This window comes from Sphingomonas sp. ABOLG (assembly GCF_003950435.1).
In the GTDB taxonomy this organism is placed as follows: domain Bacteria; phylum Pseudomonadota; class Alphaproteobacteria; order Sphingomonadales; family Sphingomonadaceae; genus Sphingomonas; species Sphingomonas panaciterrae.
In genome coordinates, this window is the sequence record NZ_QQWW01000008.1 from 162,101 (window position 1) to 182,685 (window position 20,585).

Consider the following 20,585-nt stretch of genomic DNA (forward strand, 5'->3'; position numbering starts at 1 on the left):
GTCACTCTCCCCTCCAGAACCGCAGCGGGCGGCGGCCGGATGTGGCGATGCCGCGCCTGCGCAGGTCCCTCTCCGCGTCCCGCATCCCGGCGAGGATCACGCGTTCCAGAGATAGACCGCCATGCTCGCCGGCGTGGGCGACGAACTCCGCGAAGCGCTCGCGCTGCCACCGCAGCCAATCCATGACGCGTTCGCGCTCCCACTTCTCGCGGAAGTGCATCTTGAACACCGTGTCGCCGTCGCCGCGCTGGAAGCCGAGCGCCGGCTGCTTGCCTTTCGGATCGAAGTAGTAGAGCTCGATCTCCCGCGCCTTGCGCGCCTTCTCCTCAGCCTCCTCGCGCTTGCGCTTCGCCTTCGCCGCCGCGTCCGCCAGGGCCCTTGTCGCGACCTGAATGATGCAGTCGTCGAGCAGCGCAGGCCCCAGACCGGTGGCGATCCGCCCCCACCACGTCCAGTCCGCTGGACGGTCGCCCATCCAATCCAGCACCCCCCGCGCGGCCTCCTCGCTGGAGAAGGCTGTCGACCACACGGGGCCACCTTCAATAGGGTTCTCGGCCGACGAGCGATCGCCCGACGGGCAGCCGATCCGGCGAAGCTGGACCTCGAACCTATCCGTACAGGGACGCGCGATGGCCGGGACGAAGGTGGTCCCTCCGGGGAGCGTCAGCACGCCTCCGCAGGCGATCGTGCCGCCTTGCGCCTCCTTCTCTACGTCTGCCGCCATCGTCTCGATCCCATCAGCAACCACGCACCGAACCCCATATTTGGGAAGAGTGCGTATTCTTTCTAATTGAGACTACCTTCGTTGGCAACCCCCCGATCAGAGCCGCGGTGGGTTCGGCCACGAGTCGAGCGCCGCGCCCGACGGGATCACCAGCGCGGGCATTGCCGGGTGCGCCGTTTCGGGCTCGGCCCGTAGCTGCGCAATGCGCTTCTCGATACGCCCCAGGTCCGCCTGCAGCGCGATGTCGAGCTGATGCGGATAGACGTAGCGGGCGAAGGGGGCCGGATCGTCGCCGAGGCGCCGCCGGTAGGCGAGCCAGAGGATGCGGAAGTGCGTGGAGGCGCGCGCCAGGTGGTCGGCCAGCCCCGGGTCGGTGCCGCCAGCGCGCTCCTCGATGAACGTGCGCAGGCGCATGCCGGTCGCGCAGATCTCGCGCACGAGCGTCCGATCGCCCCTGGACAGCGACGCCAGCCATCCAGGCCTGAAGAGGCTGAGGAGCAGGCGGTAGCCGGGATCGGCGAAGCGGTCGCGCAGGTCCTGGGCCATGTTGTTGTTGGCCCGCGCGAGCACGAGGTAGGGCACGTGGAAGGTGGCCACGAGCGCCTCCAGGCGCGCCAGCTCGGCCCGGTTGGTCTCCCGCTGCCGCTGGGCACGACTCGACGCCTCGGTCATGGCGATCGTCCGGTCGGTGTTCCACATCGACACCAGCAGGGCCGCACCTGCGACGAGCGCCGAGCCGAGCGAGGCGAGCGCGAGCATCACGTCCTTCCACGCGGGCCCCGACCCGGCAGCCGCCGCCTGGCTCGGCCTCTGCGCCGCCGCGCCCGCCGGACCCGCGCCGCCGACCCCGACAGCCGTGACGGCGCAGGCCGTCACCACCAGCAGCGCCATCAGCACCACGACGACCCAGAATGGCCGGCCGGGCCGGAAGCCCTTCACGCCTGCGCCGGCCGTCGCGCAAGCGCGGCGATCCAGGAGTGGCCGGAGCTGGACACACCCGGATCGGCCTGCGACCCGACCGTACCCACCACATGCAGTCCCGCGTTGCCCAGCATGGCCTCCCAGGCCGCGGCCGTGACCAGGTTGAAGCGCCGCCCCTCCCCGTCGAGCGCCGACGCGCCTCCCTCCTTCATGGTGGACAGGAAGACGCCGCCCGGCCGGAGCCAGCGCGCGATCCGCGCGAGCACGCCAACGATCTCGTCGAGCTCCAGGTGCAGGAGGGAGGCGACGGCAAGAACGCCGTCAAGCGACTGGTCGGGCAGCTCGAGCGACCGGACGTCCGCGACGAGCACGGGCGCACCGGACCGGACGCGGGCGAGCTCGGCGAGCCTCGGCGAGAGGTCGTAGCCGACGCACCTCATCCCCTGCTCGACCAGAAGCGCGAGGTCCCTGCCCGCGCCGCATCCCAGGTCCGCCACCTCGCCCGCCGGGGGAAGCGCCGCCAGGAAGGCGCGCATCAGGGGCGGCGTGCCCGCCACCCCGGTCCGCGCGGCATAGGCGTCGCACTGCAGATCGTAGTAGGCGTTCGAGTGCGCCGGGCCACCTGTGCGCGGCCGGTGCGTACCCGAAGGCACCTCGTCAACAGTTCAGGACCGCACCTCGCTCAGCCGCTTTCTCCGATTGCGCCGCGACCCATATAGGCGCTTCGCAGGTCCGGACCCAGCCCGAAGCGAAATCGTGTTGCCAGCGCGATCCGCGCGGGCTTGACCGGGCGTCCACGGGAACTGATGCGGCTACACGGGCGGGCCGGCGGGCAGGCCGCCAGGAGTAGGGACTTTGGACGACAAGCTGCGCTGGGCGACCGAGGGCGCCGACTACTTGCGGCGGATGCGCAACGGCTCGCAGGCGGAGTTCGCCGCCGCCATGGAGGGGTTCAAGGGCAACGAGAACCGCGGCCAAGAATGGTTCCACGAGGGCAAGAGCTGCGTCATCGCGCTCTACCACTACTCGGAGGAGTTCGCGCCAGACCCCGCGATCCCCGGCGCCTGCTTCAGCTCGCCCCAGCACTTCACCGAGCGGCTGGACGAGTACGAGGCGTTCGTCGCGTCGATGCAGGCCAGTATGTGCAGGGTCCTCGCGCCGTTCACAAAGGCGGGCGGCCCGGCCATGCCATACCAGGCTACCGATCTCATGGACCTCCTGAACCGCGTCGCCACTGCGACCGCCTACGTCCGAAAGCTCGCGCCGCCGGATCTCGGATCAGCGACGAGCGACGCCCGGACGATCGTCGAGCGTGCCGCGCGCCAGTTCCACGAAGCCGTGCTCGCGCTTCGCACCCACCCGCACGGCGGCACCACTTGGCAGGTCGCGGACGAGTGGGACTGCCAGTACCTGTTCAGGGCGATCCTGACCTCGCTCGTCCACGACGTCAGGATTGAGGAGTGGAGCCCGTCCGTCGCCGGGACCTCCGCGCGCTGCGAATTCCTCCTTAAGGACCACCGTCTCATGGTCGAGCTGAAGTTCGCGAGGCGGAAGTCGGACCTGAAGAAGCTCAAGACCGAGCTGCTCACCGATGTCCGGGACTACGGTGGCAACCAGGACGTCGATGTCGTGGTGGTGCTCGTCTACGACCCGAAACAGGTGCTGGATGGGGCCATTCAGCTCCAGAGGGATCTCTCCGGCCCGACCCGCGGCCTGAAGGACGTCACCGTGATCGTGTCGCCGCCGCGGTCCACCGCCGGCATCTAAGGGGCCGCCGGGCCGCACCTTCGACGCCACGGCCCTCCCCAGGGTAGCCGGCGCGGGGCGCCAACCACCGTTACCGCGCCGCCGGCGGCGACTGGCAAACGAGCGCTGGCGCGAAAAGAGCGCGTCATCCTATAAACCCCCGCATGGGAGAGACCGTAGCCGACGGGGAGAAAAGGGATGCGCTGCTCGCGGCAGTGGGCAGGCGAGTGCGCGACCTGAGGGAGGCACGGAAGGTCTCGCCCAGCGCGTTCGCCCGCGCCGCCGGCATCTCGCAGCAGTATCTCTGGAGGCTCGAGGACGGCCAGCAGAACGCCAACCTGAAGACGCTCGCCCGTCTGGCGCTGGCGCTCGACGTACCGATCACCGCGCTGGTGGAAGGCATCGAGCCGGGCGACGCGCCGCTTGGCCGGCGCCCCTACCGCCGCCGCGCGACGGCGGGCGGAGGGACGGCGACGTCGCCGGAGGGGGAAGGGACCGGCAGCGAGAACGCGACGGCGCGCGCGCGAGCCTCAAGGACCGCGCGGCCACCCAGGTCCGCGAAGGCCCGAGACACGCGGTAGCGCCGCCCGCGGAACGCCGGGTGGTCGACGACGTCCGCCAGCAGCCTGCCCGGGGTCGCGATGGCCAGGGTCTCGGGCAGCGCGAACGGCAGCCACACGAGCAACTTCCCGGCGCGCGCGATCACGAGGGTCTCGCCGATCCAGGCGCAGGCGTCCACGCAATCGCCGCGCACGTCTAGCCGCAGCAGGCCTTCGCCGCCCGGCGCGACCAGGTCCGCGCTGCGCACCGACCGTTCCGGCAGGCGCCAGCGCGACGCGCGCGGGACTTCGCCGTCCCAGAAGCGAAGGTGGTGCCGCGCGAGCGGGTCGGGCCGGCCGAGCGGCCACCGCCAGGGTGGGGCGAGCGAGGCGAACGCCGGCGCGAGGTCCAGGCCCCAGTGCCGCGCCAGGTCGACGACGAGCGGCGACGCACGCCGCACCAGCGCGGCCACGTATGCGCGGTAGAGCGCCAGGCGCTCGCGCTCGAACCGCTCATCGGCCTCACGGAGCGCGGAGCGCACCGTCTCCCGCAAGGGCGTCGTGCCGCCCAAGGCCCGGCTCACGGCCCGGTGGCCCCATGGCCGGGCGGCGGCCACGCCGCCCCGTCCATTACCGGCAGACGGATGAGGGCGTCCAGCAGGACCACGGTCGCCGAGCAGTCGTCGTGGTTGTAGGCCTCGATGCGGGTCCGGACGGCCGGGTCGCGGGTGCGACGCCAGTCCGCGAACCAGCTGATCGACGCCGCGCCGCTCGCGTCCGCGTCGCGCCAGCGGAAGCCGAGCCACTTCGCCAGGGCCTTGATGCCGACGGACGAGGTCGGCCACTCGGTCGCGGGCTGCACGACGTCGCAGAGGAGGTCGGTCGCGCGCGCGGGCGAGAACAGCTCGTCGACCTCGGCCCGGGTGCAGACGTGGGGGTGGCGCGCGGCGAGCGCGCGGTACGCCGTCCGCTCGAAGCGGGAGTAGTGGAAGATGCGCGCGGCCGGGTCCGACAGCAGGAACCGCCACGCGGCCGCGAATGCGTCCCCCTCCTCCCCGTGGCCGTCGGCGAAGAAGGCATGGTAGGTCTCCCGCCCGTCGGCGACCTCCACCACCCCGTGCAGGTAGACCAGCCCGCCGTCGAGCGGATCGGACTCGATGTCCAAGTGGAACTCGCGCGCATGCCGGCGAAGGTCCAGCGCGCGGCGTGCGAACGGCTTCGCGCCCGGCGTGCGCAGCAGGCGCGCACGGTCGCGGAAGCGCGCGAGGCGGCCCGCGCCGAGCCCCGGCAGAGCGTGCCCATCTGCGGACAGCGCGGCGACGTCGAGCGCGGCGAGCGCCGTGACCGTCGGCGCGACGGGCTCGACCACGCTGCGCAGCGCGCGACCGAGGCCCGCCACCAGGGTGAGGTCGTCCGCCGCCTCGAGCTCCGCGCGGCACAGCGTGCGCCAGTGGCAGAGCGCACACGCCGCGCAGAGCGCCGCCCTAGTGCCGAGTCTGCCGTCGCGGATCGCCCTCGCCTTCCCGACCAGCGTCGCGACCTGCTCCGCGACGCTGCCGCCACGGGCAGTCGCGGTAAGGTCGTACCAGACCAGCCCGCCGTCGCGCCCGATCACGAACGCCCGGCTCCCTTCGCCCAGACCCATATCTGCTAGCAGCGCCGCGTAATGCCCAACCTGAACAGCGTACTCGGGCCGCGGCGCGCGCCCGTCGGGCGCGTGAGGATCGCCGGACTTAACGTCGCCGGCGTGCACCGCGTCCCCCTCGACGAGCAGCAGGTCGGGCACGCCGACGCGGTCGCCCAGCTCGAGGCGGCCGCCGACGATCCAGCGGACGCCGCGCTGCAGGGCGCGGAGCGTCTCCCGCCCGCGGTCCTCCGGCTGGAGCCCGCGCAGGTCCGCCACCGCCCCTTCGAGCCCGGAGACCACCTCCTCCTCGTGCCGGACTCCGCCCTCCCAGAGCATCTGGACGAAGGAGGAGACCTCGTCCCGGCCGGCCGGGTCTCCCCTGAGGTCGAGCTCCATGCGCCGCTCGCAGAGGAGCAGGTCCCGCAGCATGGCACCGGAGACGGGAGCCATCAGAAGGGCTCCCCCGGACCTGGCTGGGAGGTCACCGGCAGCACCACTCGAAAGGCAGTGCCGCGCGGACCCGTCTCGCACTCGATCGTGCCGCCACCGCGGCGCACGAGCTCCGACACGATCGGGCCTCCCATCCCTTCTTCGCGGCGCGCGCCGCCGGGCGGCAGGCCGGGACCATCGTCCTCGACCGCAAGCAGCAGCCCGCCCGCACAGCGGCTGACCACGACCGCGATGGTGCCACGGCCGTCAGCCACGGCATGCCGGAGGGCATTGCTCATCAGTTCCGCAAGCACCAGGAGGGCGCGTCGGCCGACGGCCGAGGGCACCCGGCCGCACCCCGGGTCGAGCACCAGCATGCTGGATCCCGCGGCACGGCGCGCATCGACGGTCGCCCGCCAGAGCTCCTCCGTTCGGCCCACCAGGTCGACATCGCCGCACCAGGGTCCCGCGAGCAGCCGGGTAGCGGCGGCAAAGCCGTTCAGGCGGGCGATGGCTCCGTCGAGCAGGCCGACGCGATCCTCCAGGCCACGCCCCGCCCGCAGCAGCGAGAGCGCGGCCAAGGCGGCGCTGATCTCGTTCAGCGTCCGGTGCGCAGTCTCGGCGAGCAGCAGTGCGTCGTCGCTGAGCGACGGAGCGATCCGATCCCAGGTGGCGTCCAAGTCCGGCCTCCTCCAGTGCCAACAGCCGCCTCCTTAACGCAACTTGATTTATAAGTCAAGCACCGCCGGTCGCCGTCTGGTCCACGGCGCCGAGCGCATCTTCGTTGGGCACACGGTCGGTGCGCGGCAGCGGAGCTGAAGACGCTTTCGAGCGAGCTTCTGTGAACAACCGTGAGCAGCCCCCACCGGGTGGTCCGGGTTGATAGTTAGTGCATTGTCGTCTCCGCCGCCATTGCCGGTCGGAGGTGGAGCGAAGCGGAACCGGAGGCCGGCAATGGCGGTGTCGCCGCTTCCGGGGCGGGTGGCCGATAGCCGAGGCTGCTGTGCGGTCGGGCAGTGTTGTAGTGACGCCGCCACGCCTCGATCAGCACCTTGGCTTCAGCGAGGCTGTAGAAGATCTCGCCGTTCAGCAGTTCATCCTGCAGCGAGCCGTTGAAGCTCTCGTTGTAGCCGTTCTCCCATGGCGAGCCTGGCGTGATGTAGAGCGTAGTCACGCCGAGCTGCCTGAGCCATTTCTGGACCGCGGTGGCGATGAACTCGCTGCCATAGCACATTGGGAAGCGCTGGTTCGGGAGCCGCTATGGCCCTGATGAAGACAAGGCCGCGTAGCGGCCGCAGACTTCATCAGGGCAAGCCATGGCCGGTCAGCAGGTATCTAAAGTGAGGTTGTCGAGACAACACTTTGGAGGCCGACCGACCATGACCAAGCTCACCTCTACGCCTGCCGGCGCCGTGCTGGTAGCCATCGACATGTCCAAGAGCCGACAGGAGGTTCTCATCGAGCGACCGGAAGGCGGCCGGCGCCGGCGGATGACCGTCATGGCGACCAGGCAGGACTATGACGGCTTTGCCGAGCAACTCGCTGCTATCGGGCGCCCTATCATCGTCGGGTTCGAGGCGACGGGTAATTACCATCGTACGCTGGCGCACCGGCTGCTGACGGCAGGGTTCGAGCTGCGCCTCATCTCGTCGGTCGCGCTCGCCAGAACGCGCGAGGCGCTGCACAACGGCTGGGACAAGAACGACTCCAAGGACGCGCAGGTCATCCTGCACATGCTGCGGATCGGTGCGACGCAGCGCTACGTCGACCCGCTGGTGGCCGGAATCAACGACCTGCAGGAGCTCTCGAAGACTCACGAGACGATCTCAAGGATGAAGACGCAGACCTGGCATCGGATCCTGACCCACTACCTGCCGCTGTACTTCCCCGAGATCGCCCGCTTCGCAGGCAACAGCCGGTCCGACTGGTTCCTGGCGCTCATCGAGCGGTTTCCGACGCCGGCCACCATCACGGCGCTGGACCGCGAGGCGTTCTCGGCCGCGGCATGGCCGCTCATCGGCCGCAAGGTCTCCAAGGCACGCCTCATCAACGACATCTACGAGACGGCGTCCGCCTCGACGGCACTGCCGGTGCCGGAGAACTCAGCCGCCATCACCATGTTCCGCATGGTCATCGCGCAGGGCCGCAGCCTCATCCACCAGCGAGACGAGATCGAGCGGCTGGCCCATGCGCGGCTCGCCGATGACGTCGACTACCAGCTGCTGCGCAACATTCCGGGCATCGGTCCGATCAACGCGCTGACCATCCTGGCCGAGGCCGGTGATCTGCGGCGCTTCAACCATCATCGTCAGTTCCTGAAGTTCTGCGGTCTCGATCTCGCAACGTGTCAGTCAGGCACGTTCCGTGGCCGCACGAAGCTGTCCAAGTACGGCAATGCGCGCCTGCGCCGGACCTTCTGGATGGCTGCCCAGGTCGCCGCGCGTCAGCGCGACAACAGCTTCCGCGACAAGCTCGGACGATATGTCGCCGGGCACGCGGACGATGCCGACCGTCGCCGCAAGGCGATGACGGCGCTCACCGCCAAGATGGCGCGCGTGGCTCACGCCGTCATCAAGACGGGGACAGAGTACCGGCCGTTCCTCGAACGGTCGGATGCCAGGTGGAAGGACCCCTCTCTGCAAGTGCCGTGAGGGCGCTCGTCGAGCGACCCTGTAGATAATGTTCGGGCCTTCCACCTGGGTGCGTATCTCGTTTTAAGGATGGTGAGGACCACGGCCGCCTCGGCGCTGCTGGATCCTGTGTTTGCTATGGCAGGGAGCGATCCCGTTGACGGTGGGAGCCATCTGGCTCAGATTGCATGCCGCGCCGACGGTTGTCGGCGCATGGATATCTGCTGGCCAAAACCCGCCGCTGCTTCCCGACATAGGACGTTGTCCGACCTGATATGTGCGGGCGGACCACGCTCGATGAACAACTCGGCCAGCGCTGCCAGTACGTCTTCGTGTTTGAGCTGGCGCGCGACGACGAGTGCCAGGCACTCCCTGCTCGCCTCGTCGATGATGGTCAGAATGCGGAACTTGCGTCCGTCATGGGTGCGTTCCTCGACGAAGTCGTAAGCCCAGACATGCCCCGGATACTCCGGCCGTAACCGGATGCACGAGCCATCGTTCAGCCATAACCGGCCTCGTTTCGGCTGGCGCTGCGGCACCTTCAGCCCCTCGCGTCGCCAGATCCGTTCCACCCGTTTATGGTTCACCGACCAACCCGCCGCATGCAGCAGCGCCGTCACCCGGCGATAGCCGTAGCGCCCGTACTGCCTGGCAAGGGCGATGATATCCTCGGTGAGCGCCAACTCGTCATCTGCCCCGAACGGCACCTTGCGCTGCGTCGACCGGTGCTGGCCGAGCACGCGGCACACCCGCCGCTCGGATACATCCAGCACCTCCCTGACCTGGTCGATGCAGCGCCGACGCCGTGCGGGGCTCAGAAGTTTCCCTTGGCTGCCTCCTGCAGGATGAGCTTGTCCAGCGTCAGGTCCGAGATCGCCCGGCGCAGCCGCAGGTTTTCCTTTTCCAGATCCTTCATCCGCCGAGCCTGATCGGTCTTCAGGCCACCATATTCCTTGCGCCAGCGGTAGTAGGTCTGCTCGCTGACCGCGATCCGCCGGCACGCCTCGGCGGTCGTGCCGCCCTGGCCCAGCATGATCTCAACCTCGCGCAGCTTCCCGATGATCTCCTCGGGCTTGTGCTTCTTGGCAGGCATTCGTCGTCCCTTCCTTGGTCCAGACTGTCATAGTCGATGGACCACTCAGAAGGGGGCAGCTCAGTTCGCCGACGGTCTCATTACGCTCCAATCGGTGCGCACATGCCAGCAGGTGTTCAGCGCGGCGTTCGTCGCGCACGTCGAAGCGGCGTACGACGACGAGGCCCTTAAGAACGAGCTGTGCCGCCCGATCGCGCACCCCGACACCGACCGCGACTTCCTGCGCACGACGATCGCCGATGCGCGGAACGAGCGTCGGTGGGCAGACGAACCAGAGCGTCAGCGCTGGCTCGACGGCGCGCGCCTCGACTGGTTGCGCCAAGTAGGGCCTGCGCTTCCGAACGAGGAGGCGGAGCGGGCAGCCGCGCTCGCCGCCCGTCGGGACGCGGTCGGCGCGATGGCTGAAAAGCTCGAACTCCTGCTTGCCCGCGAAGGATAGCAAATAGCAAAGCACTCGGGTGGACCCGCGCGGGGACGGTTGGCGACCGGCCGCCCCGAAGAACCTTAAAAACCCCAAAGCGCCGGCGGAGACGACGAGCATGACCCCATCGAGCACACCCTCGATCGTTGCCGACTATGTGATAATCGGTGCGGGCTCGGCCGGGTGCGTGCTGGCCAACCGCTTGAGCGCCGATCCCGCGGCGCAGGTCGTCCTTCTGGAGGCGGGCGGAGATGATCGGCCGAGGCACCGGTTTCGCGATCTGGGATCGGCGCTGTCCCTGCACTATCCCGCCGGGTTTGCGGGGGCCATGACCGATCCCAAGGTGACGTGGCCGTACCTCACCGAGCCGGACCGGCACACGCACGGGCGGGAGCACTTCTGGCCACGCGGACGCGTTCTCGGCGGCAGCTCTTCCATCAACGGCCTGCTCTATGTCCGCGGCCAGCGAGAGGACTATGACGGTTGGCGTCAGCTGGGATGCACGGGGTGGAGCTGGGACGACGTGGAACCCTGCTTCCGACGGATCGAGCGCCGTCGGAGCGATCCGTCAGACGACGGAGCGGTTCACATCTGCGACCCGGCTGACCGACACCCGGTGTCGATCGCGCTCGTCGAGGCGTGCGAACGCGCCGGTATTCCGCGCACAGGCGACTACAACGGTTCCAAGCAGGAGGGTGCCGGCTGGTTCCAGACCACCATGCTGCGCGGACGTCGGCACTCGGCCGCGTCCGCCTATCTTCACCCCGTCACGAAGCGGTCCAACCTCCGCGTGGTCAGCGGGAGCGCGGTGCGACGGATCCTGTTCGAGGGACGCCGGGCCGTCGGCGCTGAGATCGACCGGGGCGACCGGGTCGAGGTCGTTCGCGCGCGGCGGGAGGTGGTCCTGTCAGCGGGCGCGGTGAACTCGCCGCAACTCCTCCTGCTGTCCGGCATCGGCCCGGCCGACGACCTTCGCGCGCTGGGAATAGATGTCGTGCGGAATGCCGCCGAAGTGGGCCGAAACCTGCAGGACCATTACACGCTCTACAACGAGTTCGTCCTCAGGCCGGGGGTGCCCTCGATCAACACCGCCGCGAAGCGTCCCGTTCGCGAGCTGCTCCGATATGCGTTCGGTCGCACCGGCCTGCTCGCCTCGGCGGCGGCCGATGTCGCGGTCTTCCTCAGATCGGATCCGGCCATCGATTTGCCGGACGTGCAGTTCCACGGCCTGCCGGGCTCGCTGGCGCGGGGGGAGGACGGCCGACCCGTCGGTGTCAGGCTCGACGAGCGACCTGGGTTGACCCTGACCGGCTGCCAGCTGCGCCCGGAGAGCCGGGGGGCCATTTCGCTCCGTAGCGCCGAGCCCCGCGACACGCCCGTCATCCGGCCGAACTACCTGTCGGCCGAACGCGATCAGGCGATGGCGGTCATCATCTGCACCTGGGCGCGGCGCATCGCGGCGCAGCCGCCGCTGGTCGACCTGATCGCGTCCGAGAGCTTCCCCGGCAGCGAGGTCACATCGCCCGACGAGGTCCTGGACTGGGCCTGTCGCAGCGGCGGCAGCGTCTACCATCCGGTCGGCAGCTGCCGGATGGGCGGCGATCCGGAGTCCGTGGTCGACGCGAGGCTCAAGGTTCGCGGCGTCGAAGGACTTCGCATCGCGGACGCATCGATCATGCCGCGGATCGTCTCGGGGAACACGAACGCGGCGTCGATGATGATCGGCGAACGCGCGTCCGAACTCATCCGCGATGACGCCATGCGGACCTGATTGCCGTCAAGGACCTCGCGCGGCACCGGACGCCGGAGCGCGGCGCGGCTGGGGCGAAGCACCGGCGTTCGTTCCCGATCCGCGGCTGCTCCGGCCGAGGCGAGCCTTGATACGACTCAGCGCGACCGGCGTGATCCCGATCAATGCGGCGAGCTCCGTCTGGGGAAGCCTGGCGCAGACCGCAGGCCGCCGCTCGAGGAGCCGCAGCCAACGCTCCGTCGCCGACAGGGTGAGCACCTCGTGCTCCCGGACCTCCTTTTGCCGCGCATACTGCATCAGCATCGTACGAAGGGCCGTCTCCCAAGGGTGATGGCGGGCCGCCAGCGCCTCCAGCGCGGTCCATGCGCTGCGCTCGACGCGGAGCGGCGTGAGCGCGGCGGCGGTGAAGCTAGCCTCCCCGCCGGCGACCGCGGCGATGCTGGCGAAGAGACCTCCTTCCTCCACGATCGACTTGGTCAGCACCCGTCCCGCCGCGTCCTCGTAGCTCAGCTTGACGAGCCCGGAGGCGACGAACCAGACCGATCCCTCGGGCTCGCCCTGGCGAAACAGCGTGCCGCCGCGGGGTAGGTCCAGCGTGACCAGCCGACCCTCGATGGCCTCAAGTTCGGGCAGCGGCCCGCCGGCAAGCGCGCGCAGCGCCTCACCCAATATTCTGGAGCCCTCGGCCATTATCCATGGATAATAGCCCAACGCCGGCTTCGGGCTACCCAGGGATGAGGGCGCGGTTCGGGCGCCGCATTTCGACGGAGGTCAAGCGATGGATTTGGAAGGCGTCACGGCGCTGGTCACCGGTGGTGGCCGAGGCATCGGTTACGAACTGACACGTGAACTCGCCCGGCGCGGTGCCGAGGTGTTGCCATGGGACGGGATCAGGCACGTCTGGAGCTCGTCGCCGCCGAGCTGCCCGGCAAGGTACACGCATGGCCGGTGGACTTGTCCGACCGGCACAAGCTCCACGCCGCCATCGCCGATTTGCCCCGACGGTTCCCCGAGCTGTCGATCGTCATCAACAACGCGGGCATTCAGATCGAGGCGAACTTCCCCGACGGCTCGGCCTGGAGCCGGCGCGCAGACCTGCGCCGCGAGACGGCGGTGAACCTCGACGCGGTGGTCGCGCTGTGCGCCGGGCTGCTGCCGCACCTCGCCAAGCAACCGCGGGCGGCGATCGGGAACGTCACGAGCGGCCTGGCGATCGCTCCGAAGCGGTCCTCCCCGGTCTACTGCGCGACCAAGGCGGGGGTGCGGGCCTCGCGCCGCGCGCCGACGTCAACCGGATCGACACCGACCTTGCTACCGCGCAGGGCCAGCTAGCGCTTCAAGAGGCGCAGCTCTTCGCTGCGCGGCGGAGCCTCCTCGCCCTACTCGGTCGCGCCGGCGACCGGCTGGAGAGCGTTCCCATCCATGGCGCGCTCGCCACGCCACCCGCCGTTCCCGCCGGACTGCCCGCCGATCTTCTCACGCGCCGCCCCGACGTGCTCGAGGCGCGTGCGCGGTTGGAGAGCGCGATCGGGCGGCTCCGCACTGCCGAACTGGCGCAGCTGCCTACCATCACGCTGACGCCCAGCGCCGGGCTGAACGCGCAGCGCGGCGTGTTCGAATCGACCACGGGCTTCTGGTCACTGGGCGCGAGCCTGCTCGTGCCCTTGCTCGATCGTGCACGGCTCGCGACGGAGGTCCGGATTCAGGAAGCCCGGACCGAGCAGGCGGTGCTCGCCTTCGAACGCAGCGTCCAGCGCGCCTTCTCGGAGACCGACCAAGCTATCGCGCAGCTCGCCGCCGACAGGCGCCGCGTCGAGGTGCTTTCGCAGGGCGAGACACGCGCCCGCGCCTCCTACGACGCAACGCTCATTCAATACCGCCGCGGGCTGACCGACCTTCAGGGCTGCTCGACGCGGAGGCGACATGGCGAGCCGCACGCAGCCAGACCTCGAACGCCCGGATCGACGCGCTCTCTCGCTCGGTGCAGCTCTTCAAGGCGCTCGGCGGCGGCTGGTCTCCCGTCGATCCCCCTCCCTCTCGCAGGACCGACAACTGATGCGTGCCGCCCTCCTCGTCGCAGCCCTCGTCCTCGTTTCCTGCTCGGAAAAGAAGCCCGAGCAGGCAGCCGCGCCGACGCCCCGCGCCGTTCGCGTCGCCGCTGTCGAGCTCCGCCCGCTCGGGCGCACCATCGGCGCGTCGGGCACACTCCGCCCGCGCGAGGAGGCGGCGGCCGGCTCGGAACTTTCAGGGTATCGCGTGCTCCGGGTCCTTGCCGACGTCGGCGACACGGTGCGGCGCGGCCAGACGCTGGTGCAGCTCGACCCGGCGCTGCTCGAGGCGCAGATCGCCCAGCAGCGCGCGGCGGTCGCGCAGGCGCTCGCCCAGCAGCGCCGGGCGGCCGATCAGGCGCGCCGCGTGGCGGGTCTGGAAGGCTCGGGTGTGGTCGCCGACGAGCAGATCATCCAGCGCAACACGGACGCCGCCGCGGCGGCGGCGCAGGTGCGCTCCGCCCAGGCGCAACTCCGCGACGCGCTCACCCGTCGCTCGCGCCTCGCCATCACGGCGCCGGTCGGCGGCGTGGTGCTCACGCGTGGCGTGCGACCCGGCGACGTGACGGGCGGCGGCGCGACACCGTTCTTCACAATCGCGCGGGACGGGCTGGTCGAGCTCCAGGCCGAGCTCGCCGAGCCGGACCTGCGCGCGACCCAGCCGGGCCAAGCTGTCCGCGTGCGGCTCGCCGACGGAACGGAGGTCCCGGGGACGGTGCGCATCGTGGGACCGCAGGTCACCGCCGAGAGCCGGCTCGGGCTCGTATACGTCCGCCTGCCGGTGCGGCGCGACATCCGCGCTGGCGGATTCGCGACCGCGACTTTCAACGCCACCGGCCGCGCCGTTCCAGCGGTGCCCGAGTCCGCCATCGTTTTTTCGGCGGACGGGCCGCGCATCGTCGTTCTCGGGCGTGGCGAGCGAGTGAGGCAGGTGCCGGTCAGGACCGGAGCGCGCGGCGAGGGCTATGTAGAGCTGATCCAAGGGCCGCCGCCCGGCACGCGGGTGGTGCTCGGTGCGGCCTCGTTCGTAATCGAAGGCGAACGCGTGCGAGCGATAATCGGCCGGCGTTGAAGAACCAGGTGCGGATGCTCACAGAGCGCTACCGGCGCCCCAACTCTGGCCGATCGTCCATCCCGGCCCAAGCCCCGATAGCGATCATTGAAGCGGACTCGGACTGGGCCAGTCACTGGGAGCCGTCATTGGGACAGAGTTGATCCGCCCGCTTCGTGATCGCATTCCGCAACGACTGCAGGCTTCACACCCGCGACTGCCACCCGCCGCCGAGCGCCTTCTCCACGCTGATCGCATTCGTGATCACCGCCGCCTGGGCCTGGGCAATCCGGTCGTCGAGCGCCGAGACTTGGCGCTGGACGTCGAGCACCTCGGTCAGGCTCGCCTCGCCCGCGCGGTAGCGGCGGCGGGTGAGGTCGAGCGTGGTGGCAAGGCGGATGCGCGCGCGTTCGAGCGTGGCGGCGCGGTTGCGGTCCTCGCGAAGGCGCAGGAAAGCGGTCTCGACATCGGACAGCGCGCGGATAACCGCGGCGTTGTAGGCCGCGAGCGCCTCGTCACGCATCGCTTCCTGTCGGCGAACGACCGCCCGCCGACGGCCGCCGTCGAAGATTGGCAGCGAGAAGCCCGGCACCAGCGAGCCGTAGCGGCTTGCGCTCTCGGCGAGGCTGCCCAGGCTCAGCGCCTCCAACCCGAGGCTGCCGGTCAGCGAGAAGCGGGGGTAGAGATCGGCGACCGCTATACCGATATCGGCGGTGGCGGCGGCAAGCTCGCGCTCGGCGCGGCGGATGTCGGGGCGGCGGCGCAACAGGTCGGAGGGGAGGCCTGCCGGGACCACCGGCGCGGTGAGGCCGGATTGCGGCGCGGCGCGCACCAGCTCGGCCGCGGTCCCCGGCTGGGCGCCGAGCAGCACGTCAAGGCGATAGAGCGAGCTCGCTGCCTCGGCACGAAGCGGGGGTAGGGCGGCGGCGCTCTCCTCGGCCAGGCTCGCGGCGCGCTCGGCTTCCGAGCGCGCTTCCTCCCCGGCGTCGGCGAGGCGTGCGGTCAGCCCGGCGGTCTGGCGCGCGGCGGCCAGTGCCTCGGTCGCGACCTCGATCCGGCGCTCGGCGGCGCGGTAGTCGGCATAGGCGCGGGCGACGTCGCCGGCGACGCGGACGAGCGTGTCGTTGCGCGCTTCCGCCGCCGAGCCGTAGCGTGCCGCGGCCGCCTCGACCTGACGGCGGTTGCGGCCGAACAGGTCGAGTTCCCAGCTCGCGTCGAAGCCGGCGCGATAGACGGTGTAGTCGAGGTCGGGCGAGACGAGGTCGGTCGGAATGTTCGCCAGCTGCTCGCCATTGCGGCTGAGGCGGCGGAGCGTTGCTGCACCCTGAGCCGAGAGTTGCGGCAGCCGGCCGCCCGTCGCCTCGTCGGCCCGGGCACGCGCCTGTGCGATGCGCGCCTCGGCGATGGCGATGTCGGGATTGGCGGCAAGCGCGCGATCGACGAGCGTGACGAGGACCGGGTCGCCATAGCCCTCCCACCACCGGTCGAGCGCCGGGGCCGCGGCCTGCGCCGTTTCGCGGAAGGCGGGCGGGATCGCCGCCGCCGTCGGGCGATAATCCGGCCCGACGGTACAGGCCGCGAGCGCGACCGGCAGCAAGGCGGACGAGAGGCTCCTCACGCGGTTCCCTTTCGGAAGATGACATAGGCGGCGGTCAGCGTCAGCACGGCGATCAGCGCGATCGGCCACAGGCTGGGGGTAAGGTCGGCGAGGCTGCTGCCCTTCAGGAACACCCCCTTCACGATGACGATGAAGTGGCGGAGCGGATCGATCCAGCTGACCCATTGCAGCCAGACGGGCATGTTCGCGACTGGCGCGATGAACCCCGACAGGAGGATCGCGGGCATCATGAAGGTGAAGACGCCGAGGAACGCCTGCTGCTGCGTCGCCGAGATGGCCGAGATGAACAGGCCGAAGCCACACAGCGCGACGGCGTAGAGCAGCATCCCGGCATAGAGCGTCAGCACCGATCCGGTGAACGGCACGCCGAATGCGAAGATGGCGATCAGCGTGATCGCGGTCGCCTGAACGATGGCGATCATGACCGCGGGGATTGTCTTGCCGACCATGATGAGCGCGGGCGACAGCGGCGAGACGAGCACCTGGTCGAGCGTCCCCTGTTCGCGCTCGCGCGCGACCGACAGCGCGGTGGTGATCAGCGCGCCGAGCGTCGTCATGACCGCGACCATGCTGGTGACGATCGCCCAGCGCCCCTCGAGGTTGGGATTGTACCAGTTGCGCGTGACCACCTGTGCCCGCCCGACCGAGGGACCCCGCGCACCGCGCTCGGCGGCATAGCCCTGCACGATCTGGTCGATATAGCCTTGGGCGAGCTGGGCGCTGTTCGATCGCCGGCCGTCGCCGATCACCTGGACCGATCCGCTATTGCCGCGGGCGACGTCGCGCGAGAAATCGGGCTGGAAGCGCAGGCCGAGCAGCACCTGTTGCCGGTCGATCAGCGTGCGCAGCTCGCGCTCGCTCGTCACCGGGCGCAGGGTGCCGAAGGCGTCGGCGGCGGCGATGCGCTGGACGATCTCGGTCGAGGCAGAGCCGTGATCCTCGTTGAGCACTGCGACCGCTGCATTGCGCACGTCGAGCGTCGCGGCGAAGGGGAACAGCACACTCTGCAGGATCACCGGCATGATGAGTAGGCGGAGTGCCGCAGGGTCGCGCAGGATCGCCTGCAATTCCTTGAGGATCAGGGTGCGCAGCCGGTTCCACATCAATCTAGTGTCCGCTTGGTCTTGAGCGCGGTCAGTGTAAGGAAGATCGTGGCGATCAGCGCGAGCGCCATCGCATTGAGCCAGTAGAGGCGGCCCGCCGCGTCCGACTGGAACAGCGTCTGGAGGATGGTGACGAAGTAACGCCCCGGCAGGATCGACGCGACGACCTGCACCGGCTGCGGCATGCTGCCGATCTCGTAGACGAAGCCCGACAGCATCATGACGGGCAGGAACGCCGCGTTGAGCGCCGCCTGTGCCGCGTTGAACTGGCTGCGGATCACGGTCGAGAGGAGGAGGCCAAGGCCAAGCGCAGTGCCGAGGAACAGAGCGGTCGCGAGGAACAGCAGGGCGAGCGAGCCGCGGAACGGCACCCCCAGCACCAGCGTCGACAGCACTATACAGATCGCCATCGAGACCATTCCGAGCCCGAAATAGGGGATGATCTTGGTGAGCAGCAGCTCGGCGCGGGTGACGGGGGTGGAGAGCAGCGCCTCCATCGTCCCGCGTTCCCATTCGCGCGCGACGACGAGCGAGGTAAGCAGTGCGCCGACCACGGTCATCACCACCGCGATCGACCCGGGCACCAGCGTGTTGCGGCTGATCGTCGCGGGGTTGAACCAGAAACGAGGCTCGGTCGCGATCGCGGCATCCGCGGACGCGCCCGCGCCTCGGGTCCGCTGCGCGCGCCAGACGGCGACGGCGCCCGCGACATAGCGGCTGACGAAGGCGGCGGTGTTGGGGTCGGTGCCGTCGGTCACCGCCTGAATATCGCTGCTGCCGCCGCGCACCACCGCGCGCGAAAAGCCGCCCGGCACCACCACGAACCCGCCGATCTCGCCCCGGTCGAGCAATCGCGCCGCGCCGCCACGGTCGCCCAAATAGGTGATGCGCAGGTAGGGCGACCCGGCGATCGCCGCGACCACGTCCTGCGCCGCCGCCCCGCTGTCCTCGACCACCATCGCGATCCGCGTCGTGCCGGTGTCGAGGTTGAGGCCATAGCCGAACAGGAACAGCATCAAGAGCGGCATCAGCCCGGCGATCAGCAGGCTGGACGGATCGCGCCGCGTCTGAATCGTTTCCTTGCGCACCAGCGCGAACAGGCGGCGCGAGGCGAGGCTCATGCGGCTGCCCTCTGATGCTCGCGATCGACGCGCTCCACCAGTTCGATGAAGGCGTCCTCCATCGACGGATCGCCATTCTCGCCGGTCGCGGCCTCTGCGCGCAGATCGTCGGGCGGGCCGCTGGCAATGAGCTTGCCGCGATAGACCAGGCCGATGCGGTCGCAATATTCGGCCTCGTCCATGAAGTGGGTCGTGACCATCACGGTCACGCCCTTCTCGACCACGCCGTTGATATGCGTCCAGAACTCGCGCCTTGTGAGCGGATCGACGCCCGAGGTCGGCTCGTCGAGGAACAGCACCGCGGGGTCGTGCATGATCGCGCACGCCAGCGCGAGCCGCTGCTTGAAGCCGAGCGGCAGCGCGTCGGGCGACAGGCTGAGATAGGGCTGGAGCGCGAAGGCGTCGATCATCGCGTCGATCCGCTCGCGCTTGTGCCTGCCCTCGAGGCCATAGACGCCAGCGAAGAAGGCCATGTTCTGGCGCACCGACAGCGTGCCGTAGAGCGAGAATTTCTGCGCCATATAGCCCAGCCGCTGGCGCGCTTCGCCCGGCGAGCGCTTGAGGCTGTAGCCCAGCACCTTTGCCTCGCCAGCCGTGGGGACGAGCAGGCCGCAGAGCATCTTGAACGTCGTCGACTTGCCCGCACCATTGGGGCCGAGCAGGCCGTAGATCTCGCCGCGCCGGACCTCGAAGCTGACATCGTCGGTCGCGGCAAAGTCACCGAAGCGCTTGGTGAGGTGCTTCGCCTCGATCACCACCTCGCCGGCCGCGTCGCCGCGGCGTTCCTGATCGTCCTTCAGGAGCTTCGCGACCACCGACACGCCGCCCGGCCCGCCGCCCAGCAGGTCGATGACAGCATCCTCGAGCCGCGGCGTCACCGGATCGAGGCGCGCGTCCGGTCCCGCATCGACTGCGGCGAGGTCCAGCGGGCGGTCCTTGTCCTTGAGGACGACGCGCACCGACCGGCCCTGGATCACGCCGTCCTCGACCCGGTCGGACTGGAGCGCGTGCTTTAGCACCCGGCGGCGATTGCCGTCGATGCCGCGGATCAGGCAGCTGCGACCCTCCACCCGCCCGGCGAGATCGTCGGGGCTGCCGCAATAGAGCGGCTTGCCGCGATCGAGCAGGATCACCTCGGGGCAGCGCTCTGCCTCGTCCAGATAGGCGGTGGACCAGAGGATCGTCTTGCCCGCGCCGGCAAGGTCGCCGACCATCTTCCACAGTTCCCGGCGCGAGATCGGATCGACGCCGACCGAGGGCTCGTCGAGCAGCAGGATCGGCGGATCGCCCAGCAGCGTGCAGGCGAGCCCGAGCTTCTGCTTCATGCCGCCCGACAATTTGCCCGCGCGGCGATCGGTGAAGCGGCGGAGGTCGGTGAAGTCGAGCATCCGCGCGAACATGTCGCCCCGTGCCGCACGATCGACGCCGCGCAGCTCGGCGTAGAGCGAGAGGTTCTCGAGGACGGTCAGGTCCTCGTACAGCCCGAACCGCTGCGGCATGTAGCCGAGCTGTTGCCGCAGCGCGTCGCCGTCGCTCGCCGGGTCCAGCCCGGCGACCCGCAGGCTGCCGCCGGTGGGCGCGAGCAGCCCGGCGATCATGCGGATCAGCGTCGTCTTGCCCGCGCCATCGGGGCCGACCAGCCCGGTGATCACCCCGGCGCGGATCGTGGCGGTGAGGTCGTCGATCGCGACGACGCGCGCGTCGCCCGTACCGAAGCTGCGGACCAGCCCGCCGAAGCGGATGGCGGGCGCGTCGCCGGCCATC

At 70.0% G+C, this 20,585-nt stretch carries 16 protein-coding genes and 3 pseudogenes; 6 read left to right on the forward strand and 13 right to left on the reverse strand.

From position 1 onward, the window contains the following. Position 1: 1 nt before the first annotated feature. The 3 genes from CA236_RS11350 to CA236_RS11360 form a co-directional block, all read right to left on the reverse strand. Entirely contained in the window at positions 2-724 is a 723-nt protein-coding gene (locus tag CA236_RS11350) for a hypothetical protein (protein ID WP_125945679.1), read from the reverse strand. Positions 725-820: 96 nt separating this feature from the next. Beyond that, complete coding sequence (locus CA236_RS11355; protein WP_125945680.1) at positions 821-1,663, reverse strand: hypothetical protein; 843 nt, start codon at positions 1,661-1,663, stop codon at positions 821-823. Next, positions 1,660-2,181, reverse strand: coding sequence for a class I SAM-dependent methyltransferase (locus tag CA236_RS11360; protein ID WP_125945681.1), 522 nt, complete (start codon positions 2,179-2,181; stop codon positions 1,660-1,662). Before CA236_RS11360 ends, CA236_RS11355 begins: the two co-directional genes overlap by 4 nt. Before the next feature lie 319 nt (positions 2,182-2,500). Here CA236_RS11360 and CA236_RS11365 point away from each other — a divergent pair, with 319 nt between their 5' ends. After that, complete coding sequence (locus tag CA236_RS11365; protein WP_125945682.1) at positions 2,501-3,412, forward strand: hypothetical protein; 912 nt, start codon at positions 2,501-2,503, stop codon at positions 3,410-3,412. Positions 3,413-3,827: 415 nt separating this feature from the next. Here CA236_RS11365 and CA236_RS19120 read toward each other — a convergent pair whose 3' ends face one another. The 4 genes and pseudogenes from CA236_RS19120 to CA236_RS11385 all read right to left on the reverse strand — a co-directional run. Continuing rightward, a complete protein-coding gene (locus CA236_RS19120) occupies positions 3,828-4,502 on the reverse strand; it encodes a hypothetical protein (protein ID WP_241212619.1) in 675 nt (224 codons plus the stop codon). Between the two features lie 8 nt (positions 4,503-4,510). Continuing rightward, positions 4,511-6,007: a TM0106 family RecB-like putative nuclease gene (locus CA236_RS11375; RefSeq protein WP_125945684.1), complete on the reverse strand. Its 1,497-nt coding sequence runs from the start codon at positions 6,005-6,007 to the stop codon at positions 4,511-4,513. Next, on the reverse strand, positions 6,007-6,666 hold the full coding sequence (locus CA236_RS11380; protein WP_125945685.1) for an ATP-binding protein: 660 nt from the start codon (positions 6,664-6,666) through the stop codon (positions 6,007-6,009). Before CA236_RS11380 ends, CA236_RS11375 begins: the two co-directional genes overlap by 1 nt. Positions 6,667-6,872: 206 nt before the next feature. After that, positions 6,873-7,211 (reverse strand): annotated as a pseudogene (locus CA236_RS11385) (integrase core domain-containing protein); the annotation flags it as partial. Between the two features lie 154 nt (positions 7,212-7,365). Here CA236_RS11385 and CA236_RS11390 point away from each other — a divergent pair. Beyond that, positions 7,366-8,662 (forward strand): annotated as a pseudogene (locus CA236_RS11390) (IS110 family transposase). 214 nt (positions 8,663-8,876) lie between these two features. Here the strand turns inward: CA236_RS11390 and CA236_RS11395 are convergent. Continuing rightward, positions 8,877-9,709 (reverse strand): annotated as a pseudogene (locus CA236_RS11395) (IS3 family transposase); the annotation flags it as partial. A 112-nt stretch (positions 9,710-9,821) separates the two neighbouring features. Here CA236_RS11395 and CA236_RS18795 point away from each other — a divergent pair. Next, positions 9,822-10,148: a hypothetical protein gene (locus tag CA236_RS18795; protein ID WP_164518920.1), complete on the forward strand. Its 327-nt coding sequence runs from the start codon at positions 9,822-9,824 to the stop codon at positions 10,146-10,148. Positions 10,149-10,167: 19 nt separating this feature from the next. After that, positions 10,168-11,901: a GMC family oxidoreductase N-terminal domain-containing protein gene (locus CA236_RS11405; RefSeq protein WP_241212620.1), complete on the forward strand. Its 1,734-nt coding sequence runs from the start codon at positions 10,168-10,170 to the stop codon at positions 11,899-11,901. Between the two features lie 6 nt (positions 11,902-11,907). Here CA236_RS11405 and CA236_RS11410 read toward each other — a convergent pair whose 3' ends face one another. Further along, on the reverse strand, positions 11,908-12,570 hold the full coding sequence (locus CA236_RS11410) for a Crp/Fnr family transcriptional regulator (protein ID WP_125945688.1): 663 nt from the start codon (positions 12,568-12,570) through the stop codon (positions 11,908-11,910). Positions 12,571-12,759: 189 nt separating this feature from the next. Here CA236_RS11410 and CA236_RS11415 point away from each other — a divergent pair, with 189 nt between their 5' ends. After that, positions 12,760-13,212: an SDR family NAD(P)-dependent oxidoreductase gene (locus tag CA236_RS11415; RefSeq protein WP_125945689.1), complete on the forward strand. Its 453-nt coding sequence runs from the start codon at positions 12,760-12,762 to the stop codon at positions 13,210-13,212. A gap of 723 nt (positions 13,213-13,935) precedes the next feature. Next, positions 13,936-15,000 (forward strand): efflux RND transporter periplasmic adaptor subunit, encoded by a 1,065-nt coding sequence (locus CA236_RS11425; RefSeq protein WP_125945690.1) that lies wholly within the window; start codon positions 13,936-13,938, stop codon positions 14,998-15,000. A 184-nt stretch (positions 15,001-15,184) separates the two neighbouring features. Here the strand turns inward: CA236_RS11425 and CA236_RS11430 are convergent, their stop codons facing one another. The 4 genes from CA236_RS11430 to CA236_RS11445 are packed head-to-tail and all read right to left on the reverse strand — an operon-like array spanning position 15,185 to position 20,584. Continuing rightward, entirely contained in the window at positions 15,185-16,597 is a 1,413-nt protein-coding gene (locus CA236_RS11430; RefSeq protein ID WP_164518921.1) for an efflux transporter outer membrane subunit, read from the reverse strand. Continuing rightward, the gene (locus CA236_RS11435; protein ID WP_125945692.1) at positions 16,594-17,700 is read right to left on the reverse strand and encodes an ABC transporter permease; all 1,107 of its coding nucleotides are present in this window, start codon (positions 17,698-17,700) and stop codon (positions 16,594-16,596) included. Before CA236_RS11435 ends, CA236_RS11430 begins: the two co-directional genes overlap by 4 nt. Then, complete coding sequence (locus CA236_RS11440) at positions 17,700-18,821, reverse strand: ABC transporter permease (protein ID WP_125945693.1); 1,122 nt, start codon at positions 18,819-18,821, stop codon at positions 17,700-17,702. Before CA236_RS11440 ends, CA236_RS11435 begins: the two co-directional genes overlap by 1 nt. Next, positions 18,818-20,584, reverse strand: coding sequence for an ATP-binding cassette domain-containing protein (locus CA236_RS11445; protein WP_125945694.1), 1,767 nt, complete (start codon positions 20,582-20,584; stop codon positions 18,818-18,820). The genes CA236_RS11440 and CA236_RS11445 overlap by 4 nt, the downstream gene beginning before the upstream one ends. Between the last annotated feature and the right edge of the window lies 1 nt (position 20,585).

Bases quoted from the DNA above. Each gene is read 5' to 3' on its own strand.
- CA236_RS11350 (WP_125945679.1), bottom strand. From the start codon at position 724: ATGGCGGCAGACGTAGAGAAGGAGGCGCAAGGCGGCACGATCGCCTGC.
- CA236_RS11360 (WP_125945681.1), bottom strand. From the start codon at position 2,181: ATGCGCGCCTTCCTGGCGGCGCTTCCCCCGGCGGGCGAGGTGGCGGAC.
- CA236_RS11375 (WP_125945684.1), bottom strand. From the start codon at position 6,007: ATGGCTCCCGTCTCCGGTGCCATGCTGCGGGACCTGCTCCTCTGCGAG.
- CA236_RS11410 (WP_125945688.1), bottom strand. From the start codon at position 12,570: ATGGCCGAGGGCTCCAGAATATTGGGTGAGGCGCTGCGCGCGCTTGCC.
- CA236_RS11415 (WP_125945689.1), top strand. From the start codon at position 12,760: ATGGGACGGGATCAGGCACGTCTGGAGCTCGTCGCCGCCGAGCTGCCC.
- CA236_RS11425 (WP_125945690.1), top strand. From the start codon at position 13,936: ATGCGTGCCGCCCTCCTCGTCGCAGCCCTCGTCCTCGTTTCCTGCTCG.
- CA236_RS11435 (WP_125945692.1), bottom strand. From the start codon at position 17,700: ATGTGGAACCGGCTGCGCACCCTGATCCTCAAGGAATTGCAGGCGATC.
- CA236_RS11440 (WP_125945693.1), bottom strand. From the start codon at position 18,821: ATGAGCCTCGCCTCGCGCCGCCTGTTCGCGCTGGTGCGCAAGGAAACG.
- CA236_RS11445 (WP_125945694.1), bottom strand. From the start codon at position 20,584: ATGGCCGGCGACGCGCCCGCCATCCGCTTCGGCGGGCTGGTCCGCAGC.